The 25,510-nt window shown below is 64.4% G+C and carries 24 protein-coding genes, 1 tRNA gene and 1 pseudogene; 13 read left to right on the forward strand and 13 right to left on the reverse strand.

The features are described from left to right. Positions 1-54 precede the first annotated feature (54 nt). The 7 genes and pseudogenes from U0034_RS06765 to U0034_RS06795 form a co-directional block, all read right to left on the reverse strand. Positions 55-663: a histone H1-like repetitive region-containing protein gene (locus U0034_RS06765; protein WP_085223161.1), complete on the reverse strand. Its 609-nt coding sequence runs from the start codon at positions 661-663 to the stop codon at positions 55-57. A gap of 25 nt (positions 664-688) precedes the next feature. Next, a pseudogene (locus U0034_RS06770) lies at positions 689-1,019 on the reverse strand (hypothetical protein). Positions 1,020-1,102: 83 nt separating this feature from the next. Further along, on the reverse strand, positions 1,103-2,329 hold the full coding sequence (locus U0034_RS06775) for a ribonucleotide-diphosphate reductase subunit beta (protein WP_085223158.1): 1,227 nt from the start codon (positions 2,327-2,329) through the stop codon (positions 1,103-1,105). A 451-nt stretch (positions 2,330-2,780) separates the two neighbouring features. Further along, a complete protein-coding gene (locus U0034_RS06780; protein ID WP_085223156.1) occupies positions 2,781-5,765 on the reverse strand; it encodes a ribonucleoside-diphosphate reductase subunit alpha in 2,985 nt (994 codons plus the stop codon). Between the two features lie 480 nt (positions 5,766-6,245). Next, a complete protein-coding gene (gene ampD, locus U0034_RS06785; RefSeq protein WP_085223154.1) occupies positions 6,246-6,836 on the reverse strand; it encodes a 1,6-anhydro-N-acetylmuramyl-L-alanine amidase AmpD in 591 nt (196 codons plus the stop codon). Positions 6,837-6,842: 6 nt separating this feature from the next. Beyond that, the gene (locus tag U0034_RS06790; protein ID WP_085223151.1) at positions 6,843-7,118 is read right to left on the reverse strand and encodes a PP0621 family protein; all 276 of its coding nucleotides are present in this window, start codon (positions 7,116-7,118) and stop codon (positions 6,843-6,845) included. Positions 7,119-7,121: 3 nt separating this feature from the next. Beyond that, complete coding sequence (locus tag U0034_RS06795; protein WP_085223149.1) at positions 7,122-8,033, reverse strand: cytochrome C assembly family protein; 912 nt, start codon at positions 8,031-8,033, stop codon at positions 7,122-7,124. Between the two features lie 75 nt (positions 8,034-8,108). On the opposite strand from U0034_RS06795, the gene ffh reads away from it, so the two are divergent. After that, a complete protein-coding gene (gene ffh, locus U0034_RS06800; RefSeq protein ID WP_085223147.1) occupies positions 8,109-9,476 on the forward strand; it encodes a signal recognition particle protein in 1,368 nt (455 codons plus the stop codon). Positions 9,477-9,558: 82 nt separating this feature from the next. Then, complete coding sequence (locus tag U0034_RS06805) at positions 9,559-10,110, forward strand: hypoxanthine-guanine phosphoribosyltransferase (protein WP_085223145.1); 552 nt, start codon at positions 9,559-9,561, stop codon at positions 10,108-10,110. Positions 10,111-10,155: 45 nt separating this feature from the next. On the opposite strand, the gene U0034_RS06810 is transcribed toward U0034_RS06805, so the two are convergent. Next, complete coding sequence (locus U0034_RS06810) at positions 10,156-10,752, reverse strand: MarC family protein (protein ID WP_085223142.1); 597 nt, start codon at positions 10,750-10,752, stop codon at positions 10,156-10,158. A gap of 13 nt (positions 10,753-10,765) precedes the next feature. Then, a complete protein-coding gene (locus tag U0034_RS06815; RefSeq protein ID WP_085223140.1) occupies positions 10,766-12,532 on the reverse strand; it encodes a proline--tRNA ligase in 1,767 nt (588 codons plus the stop codon). A 252-nt stretch (positions 12,533-12,784) separates the two neighbouring features. Between U0034_RS06815 and U0034_RS06820 the strand changes: the two genes are divergently transcribed. Beyond that, the gene (locus U0034_RS06820) at positions 12,785-13,450 is read left to right on the forward strand and encodes an RNA pyrophosphohydrolase (RefSeq protein WP_085223136.1); all 666 of its coding nucleotides are present in this window, start codon (positions 12,785-12,787) and stop codon (positions 13,448-13,450) included. Between the two features lie 103 nt (positions 13,451-13,553). Next, on the forward strand, positions 13,554-14,123 hold the full coding sequence (locus U0034_RS06825) for a CNP1-like family protein (RefSeq protein WP_085224341.1): 570 nt from the start codon (positions 13,554-13,556) through the stop codon (positions 14,121-14,123). A gap of 35 nt (positions 14,124-14,158) precedes the next feature. On the opposite strand, the gene proB is transcribed toward U0034_RS06825, so the two are convergent. The 4 genes from proB to rplU form a co-directional block, all read right to left on the reverse strand. Then, the gene (gene proB / locus U0034_RS06830; RefSeq protein ID WP_085223134.1) at positions 14,159-15,277 is read right to left on the reverse strand and encodes a glutamate 5-kinase; all 1,119 of its coding nucleotides are present in this window, start codon (positions 15,275-15,277) and stop codon (positions 14,159-14,161) included. 102 nt (positions 15,278-15,379) lie between these two features. Next, entirely contained in the window at positions 15,380-16,495 is a 1,116-nt protein-coding gene (gene cgtA, locus U0034_RS06835) for an Obg family GTPase CgtA (RefSeq protein ID WP_085223131.1), read from the reverse strand. Between the two features lie 168 nt (positions 16,496-16,663). After that, the gene (rpmA, locus tag U0034_RS06840) at positions 16,664-16,927 is read right to left on the reverse strand and encodes a 50S ribosomal protein L27 (protein ID WP_085223129.1); all 264 of its coding nucleotides are present in this window, start codon (positions 16,925-16,927) and stop codon (positions 16,664-16,666) included. Positions 16,928-16,955: 28 nt separating this feature from the next. Beyond that, positions 16,956-17,267: a 50S ribosomal protein L21 gene (gene rplU / locus U0034_RS06845; RefSeq protein WP_085223127.1), complete on the reverse strand. Its 312-nt coding sequence runs from the start codon at positions 17,265-17,267 to the stop codon at positions 16,956-16,958. A gap of 241 nt (positions 17,268-17,508) precedes the next feature. Between rplU and U0034_RS06850 the strand changes: the two genes are divergently transcribed. The 9 genes from U0034_RS06850 to yacG all read left to right on the forward strand — a co-directional run bounded on the left by U0034_RS06850 (position 17,509) and on the right by yacG (position 25,498). After that, positions 17,509-18,501, forward strand: coding sequence for a polyprenyl synthetase family protein (locus U0034_RS06850; RefSeq protein ID WP_085223125.1), 993 nt, complete (start codon positions 17,509-17,511; stop codon positions 18,499-18,501). 30 nt (positions 18,502-18,531) lie between these two features. Beyond that, a tRNA-Pro gene (locus U0034_RS06855) sits at positions 18,532-18,608 on the forward strand. A gap of 195 nt (positions 18,609-18,803) precedes the next feature. Then, entirely contained in the window at positions 18,804-20,099 is a 1,296-nt protein-coding gene (locus U0034_RS06860; protein WP_176072574.1) for an HlyC/CorC family transporter, read from the forward strand. Positions 20,100-20,213: 114 nt separating this feature from the next. Further along, complete coding sequence (locus U0034_RS06865) at positions 20,214-21,434, forward strand: GspE/PulE family protein (protein ID WP_085223120.1); 1,221 nt, start codon at positions 20,214-20,216, stop codon at positions 21,432-21,434. Beyond that, on the forward strand, positions 21,431-22,675 hold the full coding sequence (locus U0034_RS06870; RefSeq protein WP_085223118.1) for a type II secretion system F family protein: 1,245 nt from the start codon (positions 21,431-21,433) through the stop codon (positions 22,673-22,675). Before U0034_RS06865 ends, U0034_RS06870 begins: the two co-directional genes overlap by 4 nt. Before the next feature lie 40 nt (positions 22,676-22,715). After that, positions 22,716-23,624, forward strand: a complete 909-nt coding sequence (locus U0034_RS06875) for a prepilin peptidase (protein ID WP_269149713.1) — start codon at positions 22,716-22,718, stop codon at positions 23,622-23,624. Between the two features lie 3 nt (positions 23,625-23,627). Next, positions 23,628-24,254 carry a dephospho-CoA kinase gene (gene coaE, locus U0034_RS06880; RefSeq protein ID WP_085223116.1) on the forward strand — a complete coding sequence of 209 codons (627 nt, stop codon included), beginning with the start codon at positions 23,628-23,630 and terminating at the stop codon, positions 24,252-24,254. A gap of 193 nt (positions 24,255-24,447) precedes the next feature. After that, the gene (gene zapD / locus U0034_RS06885) at positions 24,448-25,203 is read left to right on the forward strand and encodes a cell division protein ZapD (protein WP_085223114.1); all 756 of its coding nucleotides are present in this window, start codon (positions 24,448-24,450) and stop codon (positions 25,201-25,203) included. A 100-nt stretch (positions 25,204-25,303) separates the two neighbouring features. After that, a complete protein-coding gene (yacG, locus tag U0034_RS06890; RefSeq protein ID WP_085223112.1) occupies positions 25,304-25,498 on the forward strand; it encodes a DNA gyrase inhibitor YacG in 195 nt (64 codons plus the stop codon). Positions 25,499-25,510 lie beyond the last annotated feature (12 nt).

Below are 25,510 nucleotides of genomic sequence, written 5' to 3' on the forward strand. Positions count from 1 at the left end.
GGGTTTTTAATTGCAGGGAGCGGCACGAACGCCGCCCCTCGCAAGCGGCCTCGATTACGGACGCGGGCCGGTCGGGAACGGCCAGGCGGCAGCCGGGTTGAGTGCCGTCTTCACTGCCGGCGCCGCGGGCGCCGCCGCGGGAGCTGCAGGGGCAGCAGGCGCGGCAGGAGCCGCCTTCTTGGCAGCGGCCTTCTTCGCCGAAGCCTTCTTGGCAGGCGCAGCCTTCTTCGCAGGGGCAGCCTTCTTTGCAGCCGTCTTCTTGGCAGCAGCCTTCTTCGCAGGGGCAGCCTTCTTCGCAGGCGCGGCCTTCTTCGCGGCGGGCTTCTTCGCTGCAGCCTTCTTCGCCGGCGCAGCCTTCTTGGCGACAGCCTTCTTCGCTACGGCCTTCTTCGCGACAGCCTTCTTGGCCGGTGCAGCCTTCTTGGCGACGGTCTTCTTCGCAGCGACCTTCTTGGCCGGTGCGGCCTTCTTCGCGACGGTCTTCTTCGCTGCAACCTTCTTGGCTACAACTTTCTTCGCCGCGACCTTCTTGGCCGGTGCGGCCTTCTTCGCCGGAGCTGCCTTCTTCGCTGCAACCTTCTTCACGGCGACTTTCTTCGCGGCGGCCTTCTTGGCGGGAGCAGCAGCTTTCTTTGCAGCAGGTTTCTTCTTGGCGATTGCCATTGTTTTCTCCTTCAGGTTTTGAAAGTCAGTTTGAACTACACCCTTCTTCAAAACCCGCTTCCCGCTGCGCGCCGGTCAGGGCGCGCGCTGCGAAGCGGGCTATTCATCGGCGTACGCGAGTACGACGCGCTTACGCTAATGAATACGGCAAGGCGTGCGGTGCCACGCGGCACAGCACGCCAAATCGAGTCGGCGCGCGGGCACATCGGGCCCGCGCCGGCCGCCAATCGCTTGAGTCGAGCCGGTGGCGCACACGCCTCCGGCTTTTTCGGGGGGTAGTTCGCCCATCCCACTGAAGGGTTCGCAAAGTGCCTGTCATGTTTATGGGCGGACTTGCCGCCGGGCACGACTTGCATCAGGCGTTCTTGCTCCTAACCATATCCGCCGCGGTTCGCCCGCGGCTACCCCAACAATCCATCTCGCTCGGCGAGCGCCGCGGTTACTCCCACGACAACGCTCCGCCCGTCTGATATTCAATGACCCGCGTCTCGAAGAAGTTACGTTCCTTCTTCAGGTCGATCATCTCGCTCATCCACGGGAACGGGTTCTCCTCGTTCGGAAACAGCGGATCAAGACCGATCTGCTGACAACGCCGGTTGCAGATGAAGCGCAGGTAGCTCTTGAACATCGATGCGTTCAACCCCAGCACCCCCCGCGGCATCGTGTCTTCGGCGTAGCGATACTCCAGATCGACGGCATGACGGAAGAGTTCGCGGATCTCGTCGCGGAATGCCGGGGTCCACAGATGCGGGTTCTCGAGCTTGATCTGGTTGATCAGATCGATGCCGAAGTTACAGTGCATCGACTCGTCGCGCAGGATGTACTGATACTGTTCCGCGGCACCCGTCATCTTGTTCTGCCGGCCGAGCGCCAGGATCTGCGTGAACCCCACATAGAAGAACAGCCCTTCCATGATGCAGGCGAACACGATCAGCGACTTCAGCAACTTCTGGTCAGCATCGAGCGTGCCCGTCGTGAACGCGGGGTCGGTCAGCGTGTGAATGAACGGAAGCAGGAACTCGTCCTTGTCGCGGATCGACTGGACCTCGTGGTAGGCGTTGAAGATCTCGCCCTCGTCGAGCCCGAGCGACTCGACGATGTACTGGTAAGCGTGCGTGTGGATCGCTTCCTCGAACGCCTGGCGCAGCAGGAACTGGCGGCATTCGGGGGCGGTGATGTGCCGGTAGGTGCCGAGCACGATATTGTTCGCGGCCAGCGAGTCGGCGGTCACGAAGAAGCCAAGGTTACGCTTGACGATGCGTCGCTCGTCTTCGGTCAGCCCGTTCGGGTCCTTCCACAGCGCGATGTCGCGGGACATGTTGATTTCCTGCGGCATCCAGTGATTCGCACAGCCGGCCAGGTACTTCTCCCAGGCCCACTTGTACTTGAACGGCACGAGCTGGTTGACGTCGGTCTTGCCGTTGATGATGCGCTTGTCGGCGACGTTCACTCGCGCGTCCGACTGAGCGGCCGTTGCGGCGGGCTCCGTCGCATAGGGGGCGACCGCGAAGTCGCCCGCGAAGATGTCTTGCACCAACGGAGCTTGCGTCGCGCCAGGCGCCGCAGTCTTCGTTCCGACAGCCGAGCCAGCGGGGTTACGCAACACATTCGATTGCGAACCGCTCGAGGGCGTTACGGCAGTCGTCTCGTCGTCCCAGTTGAGCATAAATTCTCACCATCAATTTAGTTCGGTTTGTACCATCTTTTCACGAGCGATAAAAGGGTTCGCTCATGAAAATTCCTCTTTTCGATTCACGCTGCGACCTGCATACAACACTTTGATCGCTGCATCGTTCGATCGATGACGCTCGCGCGAGTCGACATCCTTGGTTCGCATCGTCGACGAGTGTGGCTCAGCGCCCCTTCGAGCACTCGCGGCGCGTTGCCACAGCATCGTCCGCATACTCGATCGAGGCATCGTCGATTCGACCGAGCATGTTCGCGCTTCGCTCTTGTCTTTCTTGCGCTCGCGCTCGTCGCGGTGCCTTCGTCGGACTGCGCTGCCTTCATCGGGCTGCGCTGCTTTCACCGGACTGCGCTGCCTTCATCGGACTGCGCTGCTTTCACCGGACTGCGCTGCGCGGTGCGCGCAGCGCTTCCTGCCTCGACGACCCGCCTTACTGACAGGCCTCGCATTCCTCGAAGCCCGGATCGCCGGGGCGCAGCATGCACGCGGGACCGTCCGGCTCCACCTCGGCTGCCGCAGCGTTGAAGCCGCCGCCGCTCGCCGCACCGCCGCCGGCACCGAGCGCGCCGCCCGACGCACCGAACCCGCCGGCCGCGCCGCCAGCGCCACCCTCGTTCGACGGCACCGCATTGAGCGCGCCGTGCGCAACGGTCGATTTCTCGACGTGCGTGGCGGCCATCGTGCGCAGGTAGTAGGTCGTCTTCAAGCCACGCAGCCACGCCAGCTTGTACACCTCGTCGAGCTTCTTGCCCGACGCACCCGCCATATAGATATTGAGCGACTGCGCCTGGTCGATCCACTTCTGGCGGCGCGAGGCGGCCTCGACGAGCCACTTGGGATCCACTTCGAAAGCGGTCGCATAGATCGCGCGGAGGTCGGCCGGCACCCGATCGATGCGCGAAAGCGAGCCGTCGAAGTACTTCAGGTCCGCAACCATAACCTCGTCCCAGAGCCCACGCGCCTTCAGGTCGCGCACGAGGTAGTCGTTGACGACCGTGAACTCGCCCGACAGGTTCGACTTCACATACAGGTTCTGATAGGTCGGCTCGATACAGGCCGACACGCCGATGATGTTCGAAATCGTCGCAGTCGGCGCGATGGCGATGCAGTTCGAGTTGCGCATCCCGTGGGTGGCGATGCGCGCACGCAGCGTCGCCCAGTCCATCGACTCGCTCGAGTCGACCTCGACGTACCCGCCGCGCGCCTCGGCCAGCAGCTTCAGCGTGTCTTGCGGGAGGATGCCGCGGTCCCAGAGCGAGCCACGGTAGGTCGAGTAACGGCCCCGCTCCTCGGCCAGCTCGGTCGATGCGTAATAGGCGTAGTAGCAAACCGCTTCCATCGACCGGTCGGCGAACTCGACGGCCGACTCGGACGCGTACGGCGTGCGAAGCAGGTGCAGGCAGTCCTGGAAGCCCATGATGCCCATGCCCACCGGGCGGTGCTTCAGGTTCGAGTTACGAGCCTTCGACACCGCGTAGTAGTTGATGTCGATGACGTTGTCGAGCATGCGCATCGCCACGCTGATCGTGCGCTTGAGCTTGTCGTGGTCGAGCGCGTAGCTGCCGTCGGCCTGCTGGACCATGTGCGCGACGAGGTTCACCGAGCCGAGGTTGCACACGGCGATTTCGGTGTCGCTCGTGTTCAGCGTGATTTCGGTGCACAGGTTCGACGAATGGACCACGCCCACGTGCTGCTGCGGCGAGCGGATGTTGCAGGGGTCCTTGAACGTGATCCAGGGGTGACCCGTCTCGAACAGCATGCCCAGCATCTTGCGCCAGAGCTGCTGCGCCGGAATCTTCTTGAAGAGCTTGATCTCGCCGCGGGCGGCCTTGTCCTCGTAAGCCGTGTAGGCGGCCTCGAACTCGCCGCCGAACTTGTCGTGCAGGTCCGGGCAGGTGGACGGCGAGAAGAGCGTCCAGTCGCTCCCCTCCATCACGCGCTTCATGAAGAGATCGGGAATCCAGTTCGCCGTATTCATGTCGTGCGTGCGGCGGCGGTCGTCACCGGTGTTCTTGCGCAGCTCGAGGAATTCCTCGATATCGAGGTGCCAGCTTTCCAGATAAGCGCAGACGGCGCCCTTGCGCTTGCCGCCCTGATTCACCGCGACGGCCGTATCGTTGACCACTTTCAGGAACGGCACGACGCCCTGCGACTTGCCGTTGGTGCCCTTGATATGCGAGCCCAGCGCGCGCACCCGGGTCCAGTCGTTGCCGAGGCCGCCGGCGAACTTCGAAAGCAGCGCGTTATCCTTGAGCGCCTCGTAGATGCCGTCCAGATCGTCCGCCACCGTCGTCAGGTAGCACGACGAAAGCTGCGAGCGGCGCGTGCCCGAGTTGAAGAGCGTCGGCGTCGAGCTCATGAAGTCGAACGTCGAAAGCACGTTGTAGAACTCGATCGCCCGCGCTTCCCGATCGATCTCGTTGAGCGACAGCCCCATCGCCACACGCATGAAGAATGCCTGAGGCATTTCGATGCGATTGCCCTCGACGTGCAGGAAGTAGCGGTCATAGAGCGTTTGCAGGCCCAGGTACCCGAATTGCAGGTCGCGGTTCGCGTCGAGCGCGGCGCCCAGGCGCTTCAGGTCGAACTGCAGCAGCTTCTCGTCGAGCAGCTCGGCTTCCACGCCGCGCTTCACGAATTGGGGAAAGTACTCGGCATAGCGTTCGCTCATCTCGCGCTGGGTCACCTCCTCGCCGAGGATCTCGCGACGAATCGTATGCAGCAGAATGCGCGCGGTGACCTGGCTGTATGCCGGGTCCTTTTCGATCATGGTGCGCGCCGCGAGAATCGCCGAGTCGTAGACCTGGCTCATCGGCACGCCGTCATACAGATTCTTGACCGTCTCGGCGACGATCGGCTGCGCGCTGACTGCATCGCCCAGATGCTCGCAGGCCGACTCGATCACGCCCGTGAGGGCGCTCATGTCGAGCGGGCGGGCGATGCCGTTATCGACGACGTTCAGGCCCGAGGTGCCGGCGGCCTGCTCCGGGGCATGCGCGCGTTCCTGCGTGCGCTTCTCGCGATAAAGCACGTAGGCGCGGGCGACGTTGTGCTCGCCGCCGCGCATCAGCGCAAGTTCGACTTGATCCTGGATGTCCTCGATATGGAACGTGCCGCCGTTCGGGCGGCTGCGCAGCAATGCGCGCACGACGCTTTGCGTGAGCTGCTCGACGAGCTCGCGCACGCGCGCCGACGCGGCGCCCTGGCCGCCGTTCACGGCGAGGAACGCCTTCGTCATGGCGATTGCGATTTTGGACGGCTCGAACGACACGACACTGCCATTGCGGCGGATCACCTTGTAGTCGGCGAATGTGGCCTGCGGCGCGAGCGCCTGCGCATAGGCTGCCTCGTGGGCCACGGCGCGAGCGCCCTGTGCCCCCTCCTGCTGGCTCGTCATGTTGTCGGTCGTTTGCATGTGCAAAGCTCCTGATCTTCGATGTGCGGACATACCGCGGATTGGAACAACCGCCGCGCCACCCCTAGCGCGAGCGATGAGGTGCGGGAAGAAGAAAGAGACGCAAATTGGCTGCCAGGTCGCACGGCATCGGATCATGTTTTGTGATCTTCATGACGATGGCCGGCCTCGGCGTCCCCTCCCCCCCAAGAACGAAGGCGCCGGATCGTTCGTCCGGCGCCTTCGCCCGCTATTTTTTGCGACGCCTTTGCGGTTGCGACGCTTTGTCCCGACACAAAGCACAACCTAGCGCCTCGACACAAGATCTAGTGCGATCTCACACCGACAACACCAAGTATAGTAGACGAAAACGTCATCTCAAACAGGTTTATTTGGCACCAGGCGCTTGACTTTTACTTAATCGAGACGAGACAAGGAGTTAGCGCAAACGCAAACAGCGCACGGGCTCGCGGGCCGCGGCGCGAGCGCATCCTTGCTCGCTTACGGGCGCCTGTAGGGGAAATACCGATGAGCGAGCGCGGTGTCGCGCGCAAGACGGGACCAGTCGAAAGCGGGGCCCGGATCGGTCTTGCGGCCCGGGGCGATATCGGCGTGCCCCGCGAGCGCATCGATCGGATAGCGGGCGACGAGCGCGGTGACGAGCGCGGCAAGGGTCGCATACTGCGCTGCTTCGAAAGGAAGATCGTCGGTCCCTTCCAGTTCGATGCCGATCGAGAAGTCGTTGCAGCGCTCCCGCCCGAAGAAGTTCGATGCGCCGGCGTGCCACGCACGCGCGTCGCACGACACGAACTGCTCGAGCGCGCCATCGCGCCGGACGAGGAAATGCGACGACACGCGCAGGCCGCGCAGGTGCGCGTCGAAGTACGGGTGGGCGGAACAGTCGAGACGATTCTGAAAAAGCGCGGCGATGGCCTCGCTGCCGAACTCGCCGGGCGGCAGGCTGATGTTGTGGATGACGACGAGCGTCGGCACGGTGCCCTCGGGACGCGCCTCGAAATTCGGCGATGCGATCGCGCGCGCGCCGGCGACCCAGCCGTCGGTGCCGACGACGAAAGGCTCAGCAGCGTCCATCGCCCCTCACCGCGAACCGGCCGCGCGCGCCGCATGGCGCGAAGCGTGTTCCGCGCAGCAGAAATACTGCCCGCCGGCAAAGACCGACTCGCTCTTCGGCGCGTGTACCCCGCACGCGGCGCAGCGTACCACCGGCTCGGCCAAGGAGCCCGGCTTCGCGCGGCTCCCGGCGGAGGACGAACGCGCGGTGCGCCGCGCGCCCTGCGCTTCGGACGCGCGGACGGCCTTGACGAGCCAGCGGCCGGCAAAGAAGAGAAGGACCAGCAGGAAAAGTTGTCGCATCGGTCAGACCACGGGGCGGTGCAGCAGCACCTCGAAGACGAATCGGCTGCCGACATAGGCGAGCAGCAAGGCGGCGAACGACACCAGCACCCAGCGCAGCGCCGCACGCCCACGCCAGCCCGACACGCGGCGCGCAGTGAGCAGCGCACCGAACATCAGCCACGAGAGCAGCGCGAAGACCGTCTTGTGATCGAGCGTGAGCGCGCGGTCGACCAATTGCTCGCTGAAAAGAATGCCGGACAAGAGCGTGAGCGTCAGCAATACGAAGCCCGCGCCGATCAGGCGGAAGAGCAGCGTCTCGAGCGTCAGCAGCGGCGGCAGCGTATCGAGCCAGCTCACGAGCCAACCACTCGCCGCCGGCCGCGCGAGCGAACCGCGCAGCGCGTGCAGGCGCCGCTCGGCGAAGAGCATCATCACCGCATGCAGCGCGGCGATCGCAAAGAGGCCATAGGCGATGTTCGCGATGACGAAATGCAGCTTGAAGAGCGGCGCCGCCGCATAGGGCAGCACGCGCACGCCGCCGAAAACGAGCGGCATCAGCGAGGCCAGGCAGGCGAGCGGCAGCACGAGCAGCCGCAGGCCGTCCAGCGGAAAGAAAAGGCTCTCGATCCAGTAGATGCCAGCGCCGAGCCAGAACATCGCCGAGAGCGCGAACGCGAAGCCGAAGACCATCGAGTCGCTCGGAAAGATCGTGGTATGCAGCAGCACGCCATGAGCGACGAGCGCGGCGAAGAGCAGTACGCGGCCCGGGGTGCCCATGCCCGAGGCGACGCCAGGCGGTGGCTCGCCGCCGAGGGGCGGCACGCTCGAAAGCAGCGCGGGCGCTCCCACCGCCCCGACGCGATAGGCGCGCCAGCCCGCCACGGCAAGGCCGCCGTACAGGAGTGCGGTGAGGGCATACAGTACAATGTCCATGTTCACAAGTTTACACTAGGCGACTGCGTGCGCACGGGCTCGTCCGCGCGCGCTTCGCCACTGCCTACCTTTCCCATGCTCGACACTCTCACTCAACGGATGGCGCGCGTCGTCAAGACGCTGCGCGGCGAAGCCCGCCTGACCGAGGCGAACACGCAGGAGATGCTGCGGGAAGTGCGCCTCGCCCTGCTCGAAGCCGACGTCGCTTTGCCCGTCGTGCGCGATTTCGTCGCAAAGGTCAAGGAAAAGGCGCTGGGCGAGGAAGTCGTCGGCAGCCTCTCGCCGGGCCAGGCGCTCGTCGGGGTCGTGCAGCGCGAGCTGACCGCCGTGATCGGCGGCGACTACGAAGGGCGAGCCGCCGAGCTCGATCTCGCCGTCACGCCGCCCGCCATCATTCTGATGGCCGGCCTGCAAGGCGCCGGCAAAACGACGACGGTCGGCAAGCTCGCCAAGCTGCTGCGCGAGAAGTACAAGAAGAAGGTGCTGACCGTCTCCTGCGACGTCTACCGGCCGGCGGCCATCGCTCAGTTGAAGACTGTGACGGAGCAGGTCGGCGCCGATTTCTTTCCGTCGGAGCCCGACCAGAAGCCCGTCGATATCGCGCTCGCCGCGCTCGACTGGGCCAAGCGCCATTTCCACGATGTGCTCATCGTCGACACCGCGGGTCGGCTCGGCATCGATGAAGCAATGATGCAGGAAATCTCGGCACTGCATGCCACGCTCAAGCCGGCCGAAACGCTCTTCGTCGTGGACGCCATGCTGGGTCAGGACGCCGTCAACACGGCGAAGGCGTTCAATGACGCCCTGCCACTCACGGGCGTCGTCCTCACGAAGCTCGACGGCGATTCGCGTGGGGGCGCGGCGCTTTCGGTGCGTCACGTCACGGGCAAGCCGATCAAATTCGTGGGGGTGGCCGAGAAGCTCGACGGGCTCGAAATTTTCTATCCGGATCGCATGGCGAACCGGATTCTCGGCATGGGCGACATCGTGGCGCTCGTCGAGGAGGCGCAGCGCAACGTCGACGTCAAGGCCGCCCAAAAGCTCGCCGACAAGGTCAAGAAGGGCGGCGATTTCGACCTCAACGATTTCCGCGCGCAGCTTTCGCAGATGAAGAAGATGGGCGGGCTCTCGACGCTGATGGACAAGCTGCCGGCGCAGTTTCAGCAGGCAGCGCAAGGCGCGGACATGAGCCAGGCAGAAAAGCAGATGCGCCGCATGGAGGGCATCATCAATTCGATGACGCCGCTCGAGCGCGCGAAACCGGAGCTCATCAAGGCCACCCGCAAGCGCCGGATCGCAGCCGGCGCCGGCGTGCAAGTGCAGGAGGTCAACCGCATGCTCAATCAGTACGAACAGATGCGCACGATGATGAAAAAGCTCAAGGGCGGCAATATGCAAAAGCTCATGCGCGGCATGAAGGGGATGATGCCGGGTTTGCGCTGATGCACGGGGGCGGCACGACGCGTGCGGCATGAGCCGCCGCACTCCTCCACACTATGTATACAGTTATCGCCGGACCGACGCCATGAACCGCGAAGAAGCCCTCCACATCTTTCAACACTCGGAAGAAATCGTCTCAGCCAGCGAGGTCGATGCTTCCATCACGCGCATGGCGCAGGAAATCCGCGCCGACATCAGCGACGCCTTTCCGCTCATCCTCTCGGTGATGGGCGGCGCGGCCGTGTTTACGGGACTGCTGCTGCCGCGCCTCGATTTCCCGCTCGAATTCGACTACATCCATCTCACGCGCTACCGCAATACGACCAAGGGCAGCGCCGAAATGCAGTGGCGCGTCGCGCCGGCCGAATCGGTAAAGGACCGCATCGTGCTCGTGCTCGACGACATCCTCGATGAAGGGGAGACGATGGCCGCGATCCGCAATCGAATCCTGGCGATGGGTGCCAAACGCTTCATGAGCGCCGTACTGTGCGAAAAGACTCTCGCGAAGACGAAGCCGCTCTATCCCGACTTCTGCGGTTTCAAGGTGCCCGACCGGTACGTATTCGGCTGCGGCATGGATGCCAAGGGCTACTGGCGCAACCTGCCGACGATCCGCGCGCTGACTGACGGCGCGTGAAATAGCTGGGCGCGGGACGCGGCCGGGCGCGCGCCCGCTCTTGTCTCAGAGCTGCTTCGCGAACACGCGGATGCCGGCCAGGATCATTTCGATCGAAATGGCCACGAGCACGAGCCCCATCAAGCGCTCGAGCGCAGTGACCGTCCGCTCGCCGAGCCAGCGCTGAATGCGCTCGGCCAGCACGAGCACCACCGCGCAGACGATCATCGTGACGGTGAGCGCCCCGATCCATTCCAACGTGCGATTCGGCGCCTGAGACGCGAGCAGCAATACCGTCGCCAGCGCGGAGGGGCCGGCCAGCGCCGGGATCGCGAGCGGCACGATCAGCGGCTCGCCGTGCGGGTCGGCACCGAGCGGGCCGTCCGGATGAGGAAAAATCATCCGCAGCGCGATCAGGAACAGCACGATGCCGCCGCCGATGCGCAGCGACAGGTCCGTGAGATTCATCATCCGCAAAAAGCGATCGCCCGTCAGCATGAAGACGAGCAAGATCGCGAAGGCGATGGCGACTTCCCGCAAAATGACGACGACCCGCCGATCCGGGCGGACACCGCGCAGGCTATTCACGAAAAGCGGAATGTTGCCGAGCGGGTCGGTGATCAGGATCAGCAGAACCGTCGCCGAAAGGAAGTCGTACTGCACGGACGCTCCCCGCTCAGCCGGCAAGTGCCTGGTCTGACGCCTGGCCGCCCGCGAGCGCCGCGCGCACGCGCGCGGTGGCGAACGCGGCGGCCTCGCCGACGGGAATCAGCGTCGCCTCGCTGTCGCGGCGCCCCTGGTACTCGATCTTCCCATCCTTGAGCCCTCGATCGCCGATCACGAGCCGGTGCGGCACGCCGATCAGCTCCCAGTCGGCGAACATGACGCCGGGCCGCTCGCCGCGGTCGTCGAGAATGACGTCGACGCCGGCTGCCGTGAGCTCGGCATAGAGCCTGTCGGCCGCTTCACGCACGGCCTCGCTGCGATCGTACCCCATCGGACAGAGCACGACCTCGAACGGCGCGATCGCCTCGGGCCAGATGATGCCGCGCTCGTCGTTGTTCTGCTCGATCGCGGCGCCGAGAATGCGCGTGATACCGATGCCGTAGCAGCCCATCACCATCGCCTGCGGCTTGCCGGTTTCATCGAGAAAGGTAGCGCCCATCACCTCGGAATACTTGGTACCGAGCTGAAACACGTGACCCACCTCGATGCCGCGGCAGATTTCAAGCGCGCCGCGGCCGTCCGGCGAGGGATCGCCCGCGCGCACGTTACGGATGTCGGCGACCTCGGGCTCCGGCAGATCGCGCCCCCAGTTCACGCCCGTCGTGTGATAGTCGGCCTCGTTCGAACCGACGACGAAGTCGCTCATATTTGCTACGGTGCGATCGGCAATGACCTTGACCGGCTTTTTCGTGGCGACCGGGCCCAGATAGCCGGGCGGCGTGCCGAACCAGGCGACGATCTCGTCCTCGGTGGCAAACCGGAAATCGGCCAGGCCGGGCAGCTTGCGCGTCTTGACCTCGTTGAGGTCGTGATCGCCGCGCAGCATCAGCAGCCAGATCGTGGGCTCGGCGCCCTCGTTGTCGGTGGCGAGCACGATCGACTTGATAGTCCGTTCGAGCGCAATGCCAAGATGCTCGGCCACGGCTTCGCACTTGGCCTTGCCGGGAGTGGCCGTCTTCGTCATGACCTCTTGCGGCGCGGCGCGTTCGGTAACGAGCGGCAACGCCTCGGCAGCCTCCACGTTCGCCGCGAAATCCGAGTCCGGGCAATAGGCGATGTCGTCCTCGCCCGTGGCGGCGATCACATGGAACTCCTGCGAACGATTGCCGCCGATCGCACCGCTGTCGGCCGTTACCGCTCGGAATTCGAGCCCGATGCGCGTGAAGATCCGCACGTAGGCGTCGAACATCTTGCGATATGACTCTTCGAGGCCCGCCTGATCCTTGTCGAACGAGTAGGCGTCTTTCATCGTGAACTCGCGCCCGCGCATAACGCCGAAGCGCGGCCGGATTTCGTCGCGGAACTTGTTCTGGATCTGATAGAAGTTCACCGGCAGTTGCCGGTAGCTCTTGATCTGGTTGCGCGCGATGTCGGTCACGACCTCCTCGTGGGTCGGGCCGAGCACGAAGTCGGTTTCCTTGCGATCCTTGAAGCGCAGCAGCTCAGGGCCGTATTGCTCCCAGCGCCCCGATTCCTGCCAGAGCTCGGCCGGCTGCACCGACGGCATCAGGAGCTCGAGCGCACCGGCGCGGTTCATCTCCTCGCGCACGATCGCCTCGACTTTGCGGATCGAGCGCAGACCGATCGGCAGGTAGTTGTAGATGCCGCCGGCCACGCGCCGGATCATGCCGGCGCGCACCATCAGTTTGTGGCTGACGACTTCCGCGTCGGCCGGAGCTTCCTTCAAAGTGCCGATAAAAAAACGGGACGCTTTCATTCAGGTTTTCCAAAAGCGGCGGCCCACGGCGGGCTGCCCAAATAGGGAACGAGTGAAATCGGGTATCGGCTTGCGAGCCGCCATGCGAAGCGCCGGCTCGACCCCGCTCGCCGCCGGCATTGCTTCGACGAAACGGCTCGCGCGTGCAAGGGTGTGCCTTGCCGAGCGCGAACCGCCGTGGTGCATGCCCATGCGGAAGACTCGTTATCTGTTTATAATCAAAGCAATTTTAAAGGATTCGAAGGTGGTTGTATGCTGGATCGCGAAGGCTTTCGCCCGAACGTCGGCATCATCCTCTTGAACGCGCACAACGAGGTGTTTTGGGGCAAGCGTCTACGTGAACATTCCTGGCAGTTTCCGCAAGGGGGCATCAAGTATGGTGAGACCCCCCTGCAAGCAATGTATCGGGAGTTACACGAGGAAACCGGCTTGCGTCCGGAGCACGTCAAGATCATCGGTCGCACGCGCGACTGGTTGCGTTATGAGGTGCCGGACAAGTTCATCAAGCGCGAAGTACGTGGGCACTATCGCGGCCAGAAGCAGATTTGGTTCTTGCTGCGCATGGTCGGTCGCGATTGCGACATCTGCTTGCGCGCAACCGACCATCCGGAGTTCGATGCGTGGCGCTGGAACGAGTACTGGGTGCCGCTCGATGCCGTTATCGAGTTCAAGCGGGATGTCTATCAGTTGGCTCTGACCGAGCTGTCGCGCTTTTTGCGGCGGCCCGCGCCGCGCAATGACAAGCCGCGCGGCAACGGTGGCCCGCGGTATCCGCGCGCGGCGGGGCAGGCCAAAACGCCGGCCGCGATGCCCGTGGCCGGCGTCGCCAGCGTCGTGCTCATCGAAACGAGCGCCACGCCTGCCGACGCACCGTGCAACGGCTCCGCTTCCGGTACCGTGCTGATCCTGCCCGAATAGCGCACAAATCGGGATCAAGTCGGGTCAAGTCCGCGCGGTAGCCCCGAACGGGCGCTATTATTCGGTTCTGCGAATATTGCGCCCGTTTTTCGAGGAACCCATATTGAAAGTCATCGCTCTCGCGCTTGCCTGTCTGACAGGCGGCGCAGTCCTGGCTGGCTGCTCCCATAGCCCGACCACGCCCAAGACCTCGAACCAGGACAACAGCACGTTCACTTACCTGCTCGACCGCCAGGGCAAATGGACCGAAAACAAGGTCGAGGCGCTGCCGCCATTGCCGAATCAGGCCGACCTGCTGTCGTTCGACGTTTCGCAGAACACGCCGCTGAAGTTCGCCGTCGACGCAAAGTCGATCGACATCGGCTCGGACGGCGTGGTGCGCTACACCGTGGTGGCCACGAGTCCTTCGGGCGCCCGCAACGTCAACTACGAAGGGATCCGGTGCGACACGTACGAGTGGCGGCAATATGCCGCCCTCAACGCGGACCACGACGGCTGGGATACGACGGCCGCCACCCGGTGGCACCGGATCGAAAACGGAGCGCTGAATGCCTACCAGGCCGCGCTTTATCAGGACTACTTCTGCGCCAACAAGATGCCGGCCGCTCCGTCGGCCAAGGTGATCGTCAACAACATCCGCTACGGCCGCACGGCCGCCTCGCTGATTCACTGACGGGCCGGGCGCGCCGGCAAACCGGCGCGCCTCGGTCAAACGACTACCAGGTTGTCGCGGTGAATGAGTTCGGGCTCGAGCATGTAGCCGAGAATTGCCTCGATTTCCGAACTCGCCCGGCGGTGAATCAGCTTCGTCTCCGCGCTGCTGTAGTTCGTAATGCCGCGCGCGACCTCTCGGCCAGCCGCATTCAGACATGCAATGACTTCGCCACGTGCGAATGCGCCATGCACGTCCACCACCCCGATCGGCAGCAGGCTCTTGCCGCCCGCGGTCAGTTTTTCGACCGCGCCATCGTCGATGACGACGTGACCGCGAACCTGCAGATGGTCCGCCATCCACTGCTTGCGCGCCGCCACGCGGGCCGTTCTCGCCACGAGCTGAGTGCCGATGAACTCGCCGCCGGCCAGCCGGATCAGAACCTCGGGCTCGCGGCCGCTGGCAATGACGGTGTTCGCTCCGCTCCCGGCAGCACGCTTGGCCGCAAGTATTTTCGTCAGCATGCCGCCCCTGCCGATGCTCGAGCCGGCGCCACCTGCCATGGCTTCGAGTTCGGGGGCCCCGGCATCGGCTTCGCGCACGAGTTCCGCGCTCGGATTCTTGCGCGGATCAGCGGTGAAGAGGCCTGTCTGATCGGTCAGGATGACGAGCGCATCGCCCTCGATCAGGTTGGCGACGAGCGCACCGAGCGTATCGTTGTCGCCGAATTTGATTTCGTCGGTGACTACGGTGTCGTTCTCGTTGATGATCGGCACGACACCGAGCCGCAGCAGCGTGAGCAGCGTCGAGCGCGCATTGAGGTAGCGCTCGCGGTCAGCGAGGTCGGCGTGCGTCAGAAGGATCTGCGCGGTGCGGATACCATGCTCGCCGAAACGGCTTTCATAGACTTGCGCGAGCCCCATCTGGCCAACGGCCGCGGCAGCTTGCAGCTCATCGATCTCGCGCGGCCGCCTGGTCCAGCCGAGCCGCTGCATGCCCTCCGCGATCGCCCCCGAGCTCACGAGCACGACCTCCTTGCCTCGCGCGCGCAATTCGGCGATCTGCGCCGCCCAACGACCGATCGCGGCCTCATCGAGCCCGCGCCCATCGTTCGTGACGAGACTCGACCCCACTTTCACTACCAGGCGTTTCGAATCGGCGATGACAGAGCGCATCGTACGAAAGTCTCCATTCGGTGAGGCATGCACTGCGTCACGGTGACACAGGCGGCAGACCCGTTCGACGGCTTCCGGCGAACGGACAAAAGGCATTGCCCGTCAGGGCTGCGACCCGGTAGGGCCGGTGGGCCGCCCCGGCTCCTGGGCATCGCGAAAACGCACGTCTGCCGCAAGATCCTCGGCTTGCTCGGCGCGATGCGCGTCCGAATGCGCAGCCAGATAGTCGTAGATGGCATAACACAGGCCTTCGCAGCCCAATCCCGTCAGCGCCGAGATTTCGAAAACGGGCCCCTTCCACGCAAAGCGCTCGAGAAAATCGGCCACACGCGCCTCGCGCTCGCCTTCCGGCACCATGTCGAGTTTGTTGAGCACGAGCCAGCGCGGTTTGTTGAAGAGCGCCTCGTCGTACTTGCGCAGTTCGTTCACGATGGCCTTCGCCTCGGCGACCGGATCGACGCTTTCGTCGAAAGGCGCAAGATCGACGAGATGCAGGAGCAAGCCCGTGCGCTGCAAGTGCCGCAGGAACTGGTGCCCAAGGCCCGCGCCCTCCGCTGCCCCCTCGATGAGCCCGGGGATATCGGCGATGACGAAGCTCTTGCTCGGGCCGACGCGCACGACACCGAGATTCGGCGCAAGCGTGGTGAAGGGGTAGTCGGCGATCTTCGGCTTCGCATTCGACACCGACGAGATGAACGTCGACTTGCCCGCGTTCGGCATGCCAAGCAGCCCGACATCGGCGAGCACCTTCAACTCGAGGCGCAGGTTGCGCCGTTCGCCCGGCTTGCCATCGGTTTTTTGCCGCGGCGCGCGGTTCGTGCTCGACTTGAAATGCAGGTTCCCAAGGCCGCCCGCCCCGCCTTTCGCAACGAGCACCGTCTGCTCGTGCTCGGTCAGATCGGCGATGAGTTCGCCGGTGTCGAGATCGGCGATGACCGTACCAACGGGCATGCGCAGCACGATGTCGTCGCCGCCTTTGCCATAGCAATCGGAGCCGCGGCCGTTTTCGCCGTTGCGCGCCTGGTGCTTCTTGGCATAGCGGTAGTCGATGAGCGTGTTGATGTTCCGATCGGCAACGGCATAGACGCTGCCGCCGCGGCCGCCGTCCCCGCCGTCGGGGCCGCCGAACGGGACGAATTTCTCACGGCGCATCGACGCGCTTCCGTCGCCGCCGTCGCCGGCGATCACCTCGATCCGCGCTTCGTCAATGAACTTCATTTATTGCTCCGTCCCGTGTTTCCGTTATTGTGCCGCGCGGGCCCGCGATGACCAAGCGGCCGAACGGCCAGGGGCCGCGCGCCCTTGCGCCGCCGACACCCATAAGCAAAAAGGCCCCGCTGACTTCGCGGGGCCTTTCTCGGTTTATCGCACCCGTGTCTGATCGACTCAGGCCGCGGCCGGGACGACGTTGACAGTATGCTTCTTGTCTACGCCTTTCGTCGTGAACTTGACGTGGCCGTCGACCAGCGCGAAGAGCGTGTGGTCCTTGCCCATGCCGACGTTGTCGCCGGCGTGCATGCGCGTGCCGCGCTGACGTACGATGATGCCGCCCGCGTTGATTGCCTGGCCGCCGTACACCTTCACGCCGAGACGTTTCGACTCGGAGTCGCGGCCGTTGCGAGAAGAGCCGCCTGCTTTTTTGTGTGCCATCTGATTGCTCCTTGACCGTTGCGCCTACTTACGCGGTGATAGCGTCGATGCGCAGTTCGGTGTAGTTCTGGCGGTGGCCAGCGTGCTTCTGGTAGTGCTTCCGGCGACGCATCTTGAAGATGGTCACTTTACGGTGCCGACCGTGGGAGACGACGGTAGCCTTGACGGAAGCCCCACTGACCAGCGGCGTACCGAACTTAATCGATTCGCCTTCGCCCACTGCGAGAACCTGGTCGAGCGTGATTTCAGCGTCAATGTCTGCCGGTATCTGTTCTACTTTCAATTTTTCGCCGACGGCAACCTTATACTGCTTGCCACCGGTTTTTATGACCGCGTACATTGAGAACCTCACTCTGTGTTCGCCACATCTTTCGTGGCCTTTCCACGCACCGCGCGTGAAAACGCGTGATTATACATAGAGTTAGCTCCTCCGTCAAAACCCTTCCCATGCCCGGTTCCGGCGCGCCGCAGGCCGCGCCGCACGGGCTGCCGCGTCCCGGTGGTACCGGTCCGCGCTCGCGGCAGCCCTCGGAGCGGCCGATAACCCTTTATAATCCGCGGCACTACCCATTTTTCTCATCATGTCGTCCACCGCCACCTCTTCCCCCAGCGCCGCCAGCCTGCTTGCCCCGATCGCCGAAGACATGGAGCAGGTCAATCGCGTCATCCGGCAACGTTTGGCCTCGGAGGTGATGCTGATCAACCAGATCTCCGAGTACATCATCGGCGCGGGCGGCAAGCGGCTGCGCCCGGCGCTGCTGCTGCTCGTCGCGCGCGCGCTCGGCGATACCACCGGCTATCGGCACGAACTGGCGGCCGTCGTCGAATTCATTCACACGGCTACGCTGCTGCACGACGACGTCGTCGACGAATCGGACCTGCGGCGCGGACGCAAGACGGCCAACGCGCTCTTCGGCAACGCGGCGAGTGTGCTCGTGGGCGATTTTCTCTATTCGCGCTCGTTCCAGATGATGGTCGGCGTCGGCCGGATGCGCGTCATGGAGATCCTGGCCGAGGCGACCAACATCATCTCCGAAGGGGAAGTGCTTCAACTGCTGAACATGCACGACGCCGACGTGGACGAGGGCCGCTACATGCAGGTGATCCGCTACAAGACGGCGAAGCTTTTCGAGGCGGCGGCACAGCTCGGTGCCGTGCTCTCGGGCGCCGACGAGCAGACGGAGGCCGCGGCGGCCGAATTCGGGCGGCGCATCGGTACCGCGTTTCAGATCATGGACGACTGGCTCGACTATACGGGCACGGCCGAATCGATGGGCAAGAACGCAGGCGACGATCTGCGCGAAGGCAAGCCGACGCTGCCGCTCATCTATCTGATCGAGCGCGGCACGCAGGAGCAGTCCGCGCTCGCGCGCCAGGCGATCGAGCAAGGCGGCACGGATCGCTTCAACACGATCTTCGAGGCGATCACGACGTCGGGCGCGCTCGACCACACGCTCGAGTGCGCGAAGCGCGAGGCTCGCGCAGCCGCAGCAGCAATTTCTTCGTTCCCGGATTCCATTTACAAAGAAAGCCTGCTAGAATTATGTTTTTACTCGACGGCTAGACAGTCTTGAAACAGACTTTCTGACCGCCGCAGTCCAAATCGGGGTGTAGCTTAGCCTGGTAGAGCGCTACGTTCGGGACGTAGAGGCCGGAGGTTCGAATCCTCTCACCCCGACCAGAATTTCCTTGTATTCCAAGGCAGAAACCGTCCACATCCTGGGCGGTTTTTTGTTTTTGGGCACGGATGCGCCACTGGGCGATCATGCGCGCGCGGCCCACGCCTCCTCCGTCTGCTAGGCCATGCCGCCGACTGGGCATGCCGGACCCTCTGCTATATTCTCTCCATCCCTCTTTCCGCCTGACTGCACAACGCGTGGAACAAATTCCTTTATGGGCGCAAATCGGCGCCGTCTTCCTGCTTCTCTTCGTCTCCGGTTTCTTCTCGATATCGGAAACGGCCATGATGGCGCTCAATCGCCATCGCCTTAAATATCTCGTCAGCAAAGGCGCGTTCGGCGCCAAATCCACGCAGGGCCTGCTCGCACGCACCGATGAATTGCTGGGCGTCGTCCTCATCGGCAACAACCTGCTCAACACGATCATCCCCGTCCTCACGACGTCCATCGCACTGCGCACGTTCGGCAGCAACAATCTCGTGCTGTCGATCGCCACCGGCATCGTTGCCTTTCTCATCATCGTCTTCGCCGAGATCACGCCCAAGATCGTCGGCGCCACCTATCCCGAAAAGATCGCGCTGCCCGCAAGTCTCGTCCTCGCTCCGCTCATGCGCGTGCTCAAGCCGGTGATCTGGTTCGTGAATCTCTTCTCGAACACGATCCTGCTCGTGCTGCACATCAACACCAAAGGCAGCCGGGAGCAGCGCCTGTCCACCGAGGAGCTGCGCACGATCGTCCTCGAGTCCGGCAGCTTCATGCCGACCAAGCACCGCAGCATCCTGCTCAATCTGTTCGATCTCGAAAACATTTCGGTGGACGACGTGATGATCCCGCGGCGGCGCATCGAATCGCTGGACTTCGATGCGCCGTTCGACGACATCCTGCACCAGCTCGAAACCTGCTATCACAACAAGTTGATCGTCTATCAAGGCGATATCGACCAGGTGCTCGGCGTGCTTCACGTGCGCAAGACGCTGGCGGCTCTGCACAACCAGGAACTCGAGCGCGAAACATTGCGCGAGCTCCTGGCGGAGCCCTATTTCGTACCGTCCGGCACCCCCGTCTTCCAACAGTTGCAGTTCTTCCAGGAAACGCGCCATCGCACGGCCCTGGTCGTGAACGAATACGGTGAAGTACAGGGGCTCGTCACGCCCGAGGACATTCTCGAGGAGCTCATCGGGGAGTTCACCACGTCGATTCCGCGCAGCGCCGCCTCGCGGCGCGGATGGAATGAGGAAGGCGACTGCATCGTCGCCGGCAGTATGCCGTTGCGCGAACTCAATCGCTGGCTGCAGTTGAGCTTGCCGACCGATGGTCCCAAGACGCTCAATGGCCTCATCCTCGAAACGCTCGAGGAGATTCCCGAAGGCGACGTGTGCGTGCGCATTGGCGATGTCCAACTCGAGGTGTTGCAAAGCGACGATCAAACGATCCGCACCGTCAAGGTCTTCAGGCCGAAGGCCAAGACAGTCGCAAAATCGCTTCGCGATTAGGGCCACTCGCGGCAATCGCAGACTTGCGCTGGCCAATCGGCCGACTATGCGGCACCGGCCGGGCGCGCGACCATTGGAACATCGCGTTTCCAGGACGGCGCAGTGCCGGCTTCGATGTCCCGCTCTCTTTCCTCTCCGATCGCCACGTTGCCTCCGGCAGATCCGGACGACGTCCCGGCCGTGCGCCTGCTTGCCGATACGCTCGCGCGCGCATCCGCCCTGCGCGCGTCCGATATTCACGTCGAGCCTGGCGAAGGCAACTGGCGCATCCGGTTGCGCATCGACGGCGTGCTTCACGAAACCGCGCATCCGCCGGCCCACCTTCGGGACGGCTTCGTGACCCGCGTGAAAGTCCTGGCCCGGCTCGACATCGCGGAGCGCCGGGTGCCACAGGACGGGCGGCTGCGCCTCGCCGTCGGACCGGGCAGCGTGGAAGACTATCGCGTGAGCTCGCTGCCCACGCTGCATGGTGAAAAGCTCGTCTTGCGGCGGCTCGATGCCATGCCCGCCGACCTCTCGCTCGCGGGACTCGGCTTCGATCCACCTCAACGTCTGCTCGTCGAGGCAGCGATCGCCGCGCCGCACGGCCTCGTCATCGTCACGGGGCCTACCGGCAGCGGCAAGACGCTCTCGCTCTACAGCTTCCTGCAGGCGCTGAACGCCCATTCACGCAACTTGTGCACCGTCGAGGACCCGGCGGAAATCCAGTTGCCCGGCATCAATCAGGTCAACGTCCGCGAGAAAGCCGGCCTCACCTTCGCTGTGGCGCTCCGGGCGCTGCTGCGTCAGGACCCCGACGTCATCATGGTCGGCGAAATCCGCGACGGCGAGACAGCCGACGTGGCGCTCAAGGCGGCCCAGACCGGACACCTCGTGCTTTCGACGCTGCACACGAACGACGCCCCCGGCGCGATCGCACGTTTGATCGACATCGGCGTGGCGCCCTACAACCTCGCCGCGGCGCTGCGCCTCGTCACCGCCCAGAGGCTCGTGAGGCGCCTTTGTCCGCATTGCCGCGCGCGCGGCGCCTATTGCAGCACGCCCCTGCGCGCGGCCGGCTTCGCCGACCATGAACTCGACGGCTGGATGCCGTTCGTCGCGGCGGGCTGCGCGGCCTGTCATGAAATCGGCTACCGCGGGCGTATCGGTCTGCACCAGGTGATGCCCGTGTCCGCAAGAATGCGCGAGTTGATCGCCAAGCGCGCGAACACCGAAGCCATCGGACGGCAGGCCCGAGCGGAAGGCATGCAAACGCTGCGCCAAGCGGCGCTGGCGCGCGTGCGCGACGGGTCGACGACGCTCGAAGAAGCGCTCGGCGCAACGGAGCCGACATGAACCCGACACACTTCGTCTACCCATCGCGCGGGACGGACTGCGTGTGTGCCGGGCAACGGCGCTTCATCTGGCGCGGCGTCGAACTCGATGGCCGGCGCCGCCGCGGCCGGCTCGTCGCCCACAACGCGGCGACGGCCCGCGCAAGACTCAAGCGCGAGGGCGTCGTCGTGCTCGCGATGCGCGACGGCGGCCCGGTAAAAGCGCCGCGAACGAAGGCCAGACAAATTACCGCATTCACTCGTCAGTTGGCCGGCCTGCTGCGCGCAGGCCTGCCGCTCGCGCAGGCGCTCGAAGCGATCGCGCAAATACCATCCAAGTCTGCCGTGCCGCAGATCGCGGATGCATTGGCGCGCGCGCTCGCCGCCGGCGAGCGCTTCGCCGAAGCCCTCACACGCTTTCCGGCCCAGTTCGACGCACCATACCGGCACATGGTGGCCGTAGGCGAAGCGTCCGGGGCACTGGCGGGCGTGCTTGCCCGCGTCGCGCACGAACGCGAAGCCGCCGCCGCATTACGGGCAAAGCTGCGCGCCGCGCTGATCTACCCCGCCGCCGTCCTGCTTTTCGCGTTGGCGATCACGAGCGCCCTGCTCGTCTGGGTGGTGCCGACTTTCCGGCAAGTGTTCGAGAGCTTCGGCGGCGTGCTGCCTGGGCCCACGCGCGCCGTCCTCGCGGTTTCCGGACTTGTGACCGATCTCGGTGCGCCGGTCGCGGCATCGCTCGGTGCCTCATATCTGGTGGCGGCCCGCGCCGTTCGCGGCCATTGCGCGGCTCGCCATGCGCTGGCTCGCATGCTGCTCGCCACTCCGGTCATCGGCGGGCTCCTTTCGGTGCTCGCGGCTGTGCGATGGAGCCGCGCCCTCGGCACGCTGCTCAGTGCCGGCGTACCGCTCGCCGACGCGCTTGCCTCGCTGCGCGACGTTACAGGCAACGCCGTTTTCGATGCGGCCAGTGCCAACATCGGGTCACGCCTTGGTCAGGGCGAGCGGCTCGCTGCCGCGATGCGCGCCACGTGCCGCTTTCCCGCCGCCTTCGTCGCCCCGATCGCGCTCGCCGAAGAGGCAGGCACGCTCGATTCGACCCTGCTCGACGTGGCTGCGCTCGCCGAGCAAGAGTTGAACGAGGCCGTCGCCATGCTGGCGAGCCTGGCAGAGCCGCTCGTCGTGATCGTGTTGGGCGCGCTTGTCGGCGCGCTCGTCGTCGCGCTTTACCTGCCGGTCATCGAACTCGGCAACGTGGTGTAGCATCCAGGCCATCGCACTCCGTCCACCAACGCCCTTTTCCGTGTACGCCCTCGTTCTCAGCGATCCGCTCTCGCGCGGCGCGACCACCTTCGGTTCCGCCTTCTCGGGCTTGCCCGCCGCCTGGCAGTATCTCTTTGCGCTCGCATTGGGTTTGGCGATCGGCAGCTTTCTCAATGTAGTCATCCACCGGCTGCCGATCATGCTCGATCGGGCATGGCGTGCCGAGATCAGCGAGGTCACCGGCGAGCCGCCCGCGGACGATGAACTGCCTGAGCGCTACAACCTCAGCGTTCCGCGCAGCGCGTGCCCACACTGCGGACACGTGCTGCGAATCCGGGAAAACATCCCCGTGCTCAGCTACCTTTGGCTACGGGGCCGGTGCTCGGCCTGCCATGCCCGCATCTGCGTACGCTATCCGCTCGTCGAACTCGCCGGCGGCGCGCTGGCGGCCCTCGCATTGGCCACGTTCGGCCCGACAGGCACCGCGCTCGCCGCATTCGGCCTTTGCGCCGCGCTACTCGCGATGAGCGCCATCGATATCGATACACGCCTGCTGCCCGACTCGCTGACTCTCCCGCTGCTGTGGGCCGGGCTTATCGTCAACTTCGGCGACACCTTCGCGAGCCTGCGCGCGGCCGTCGCGGGCGCGATCGCGGGCTACGTATTCCTCTGGAGCGTGTACTGGCTGTTCCGGTTCGTGCGGGGCATCGAGGGGATGGGCTATGGCGACTTCAAGCTGCTCGCCGCGCTCGGCGCATGGCTCGGCTGGGGAGCCTTGCCGCAGATCGTTCTCGTCTCTGCGGTCTCCGGGGCGCTGGTAGGGCTGCTTGCAATGTGGTCCGGCAAGATGCGGTTCGAAGAGCCGTTGCCGTTCGGCCCTTTCCTTGCGCTGGGTGGGGCAGTCACGCTGTTCGCGGGCACACCGCTCTTCAATCTGTTCGGAGGCTGAGTCATGTTCGTCGTCGGCCTGACGGGCGGCATCGGCAGCGGTAAGAGCTTTGTCGCCGATCGGTTCGCCGCGTACGGTATCGCCATCGTCGATACCGACGTCATCGCCCACCGCATCACAGCCCCGCAAGGCGCCGCCATGCCGCTCATCGTGCGCGAATTCGGCGCCCGATATGTCGCGCCGGACGGCTCGCTCGACCGCGCAGCCATGCGTGCACGCGTCTTCACCGACGATGCCGCGCGTGCTCGCCTCGAAGCGATCACGCACCCGATCATCCGGGCCGAAGCGGACCGCGAGACACGCGAGGCGCGCAGCCCCTACGTCATCGTCGTCGTGCCGCTGCTCGTGGAGTCGGGCAGTTGGCGCACGCGCGTGGACCGCGTACTCGTGGTCGACTGCGCCGTCGAGACTCAGATCGCGCGGGTCATGCAACGCAACGGGTTCTCGCGCGAGCAGGTGCTGGCCATCGTCGCCCGCCAGGCCACACGCGAGGCCCGCCTCGCCGCAGCCGACGACGTCGTGGACAACGACCGCTCGCCGGCGGAAAGCCTCGACAGCCGCGTCCGCGAATTGCACGCGCTGTATCTGCGCCTGGCTGCAACGCACGACACAGAGGCTGGCCGTTCGTAAGGCACGAGTCGCCAAGAGCCAACCGACGCACAACAGCATGGGCCGTCATGGGCCATAGCATGGGCAAAGATTCCCGGACGTGACAAAAAAGCCGTAAATAGTGCTCAATTCCGTGATTGCGAGGGGGCATTTGCAGCATTAGAATGTCCTGCAGTCGCAGTCCATTCACCCACGACGCCAGAGGCGAGCGCGCTTGATTCTTTACGAGTATCCGTTCAACGAGCGAATTCGCACGCTGCTGCGTCTCGAAGACCTGTTCGAGCGCTTCACGTTCTTCCTGAATCAGGACGACGCGAGGGAACACCACGTCGCCCTCACGACCTTGTTCGAAATTGCCGAAGTCACGGGCCGGGCGGATCTGAAGTCCGACCTCATGAAGGAACTCGAGCGCCAGCGGCAAACGCTCGCGCCCTTTCGCGGCAACCCGGGTATCGAACAGAATGCGCTGGAGGTGGTGCTCGGCGAGATCGAGCAGACGCTCAACGGGCTATCGCAGATGCAAGGCAAGACAGGCCAGCATCTCGTCGACAACGAGTGGCTTTCGAGTATTCGCAGCCGCGCCATCATCCCCGGCGGCACCTGCAAATTCGATCTGCCCTCGTATTACGCCTGGCAACAGATCCATCCCGACCAGCGCCGGCAGGATATCGCCAAATGGATCACGCCGCTGCTGCCGCTGCGCGACGCAGCTGCGATCGTGCTGCGGCTTGCCCGCGAATCGGGACAGGCCTCCAAGGTCATGGCGATGCAAGGCAGCTACCAGCAGATGCTCTCGGGGCGCACCTATCAGTTGATGCAGGTACGCGTATCATCGGAGCTGCGGGTCATCCCCGAAGCCAGCGCCAACAAGTACATGCTGTGGGTGCGCTTCACGGTGCAAGATGGCGACATGCGCCCGCGCCCCGTCGACGTGGACGTACCGTTTCAACTGACGCTCTGCAGTCTTTAGCGTCGCTTGTCCATCCGCCGGCTATCCGCTTTGCCCGTCGTTTCGTCGCGCTGGCTGTCTCCGGGCAGCCATGCATTGACCACCATTGCTCGCTCGACTCATGATTACCGTCGTCAAATGTCCAACCTGCGGCAAGGACGTCCGCTGGACGCCGGAAAACCGCTTTCGCCCGTTTTGCTCCGAACGCTGCAAGCAGATCGACCTCGGTGCGTGGGCCAACGAGAAGTACAAGATCGGCGGGAGTGACGAAACTCCGCCGGATGACGAACCACCGGAGAGCGGCCGCTCGAATTGACGTCTGGCGCGT

Origin of the sequence: Trinickia caryophylli (assembly GCF_034424545.1) — a bacterium.
Taxonomy (GTDB): domain Bacteria; phylum Pseudomonadota; class Gammaproteobacteria; order Burkholderiales; family Burkholderiaceae; genus Trinickia; species Trinickia caryophylli.

Bases quoted from the DNA above. Each gene is read 5' to 3' on its own strand.
- U0034_RS06765 (WP_085223161.1), bottom strand. From the start codon at position 663: ATGGCAATCGCCAAGAAGAAACCTGCTGCAAAGAAAGCTGCTGCTCCC.
- U0034_RS06775 (WP_085223158.1), bottom strand. From the start codon at position 2,329: ATGCTCAACTGGGACGACGAGACGACTGCCGTAACGCCCTCGAGCGGT.
- U0034_RS06780 (WP_085223156.1), bottom strand. From the start codon at position 5,765: ATGCAAACGACCGACAACATGACGAGCCAGCAGGAGGGGGCACAGGGC.
- ampD (WP_085223154.1), bottom strand. From the start codon at position 6,836: ATGGACGCTGCTGAGCCTTTCGTCGTCGGCACCGACGGCTGGGTCGCC.
- U0034_RS06790 (WP_085223151.1), bottom strand. From the start codon at position 7,118: ATGCGACAACTTTTCCTGCTGGTCCTTCTCTTCTTTGCCGGCCGCTGG.
- U0034_RS06795 (WP_085223149.1), bottom strand. From the start codon at position 8,033: ATGGACATTGTACTGTATGCCCTCACCGCACTCCTGTACGGCGGCCTT.
- ffh (WP_085223147.1), top strand. From the start codon at position 8,109: ATGCTCGACACTCTCACTCAACGGATGGCGCGCGTCGTCAAGACGCTG.
- U0034_RS06805 (WP_085223145.1), top strand. From the start codon at position 9,559: ATGAACCGCGAAGAAGCCCTCCACATCTTTCAACACTCGGAAGAAATC.
- U0034_RS06815 (WP_085223140.1), bottom strand. From the start codon at position 12,532: ATGAAAGCGTCCCGTTTTTTTATCGGCACTTTGAAGGAAGCTCCGGCC.
- U0034_RS06820 (WP_085223136.1), top strand. From the start codon at position 12,785: ATGCTGGATCGCGAAGGCTTTCGCCCGAACGTCGGCATCATCCTCTTG.
- proB (WP_085223134.1), bottom strand. From the start codon at position 15,277: ATGCGCTCTGTCATCGCCGATTCGAAACGCCTGGTAGTGAAAGTGGGG.
- cgtA (WP_085223131.1), bottom strand. From the start codon at position 16,495: ATGAAGTTCATTGACGAAGCGCGGATCGAGGTGATCGCCGGCGACGGC.
- rpmA (WP_085223129.1), bottom strand. From the start codon at position 16,927: ATGGCACACAAAAAAGCAGGCGGCTCTTCTCGCAACGGCCGCGACTCC.
- rplU (WP_085223127.1), bottom strand. From the start codon at position 17,267: ATGTACGCGGTCATAAAAACCGGTGGCAAGCAGTATAAGGTTGCCGTC.
- U0034_RS06850 (WP_085223125.1), top strand. From the start codon at position 17,509: ATGTCGTCCACCGCCACCTCTTCCCCCAGCGCCGCCAGCCTGCTTGCC.
- U0034_RS06865 (WP_085223120.1), top strand. From the start codon at position 20,214: ATGTCCCGCTCTCTTTCCTCTCCGATCGCCACGTTGCCTCCGGCAGAT.
- U0034_RS06870 (WP_085223118.1), top strand. From the start codon at position 21,431: ATGAACCCGACACACTTCGTCTACCCATCGCGCGGGACGGACTGCGTG.
- coaE (WP_085223116.1), top strand. From the start codon at position 23,628: ATGTTCGTCGTCGGCCTGACGGGCGGCATCGGCAGCGGTAAGAGCTTT.
- yacG (WP_085223112.1), top strand. From the start codon at position 25,304: ATGATTACCGTCGTCAAATGTCCAACCTGCGGCAAGGACGTCCGCTGG.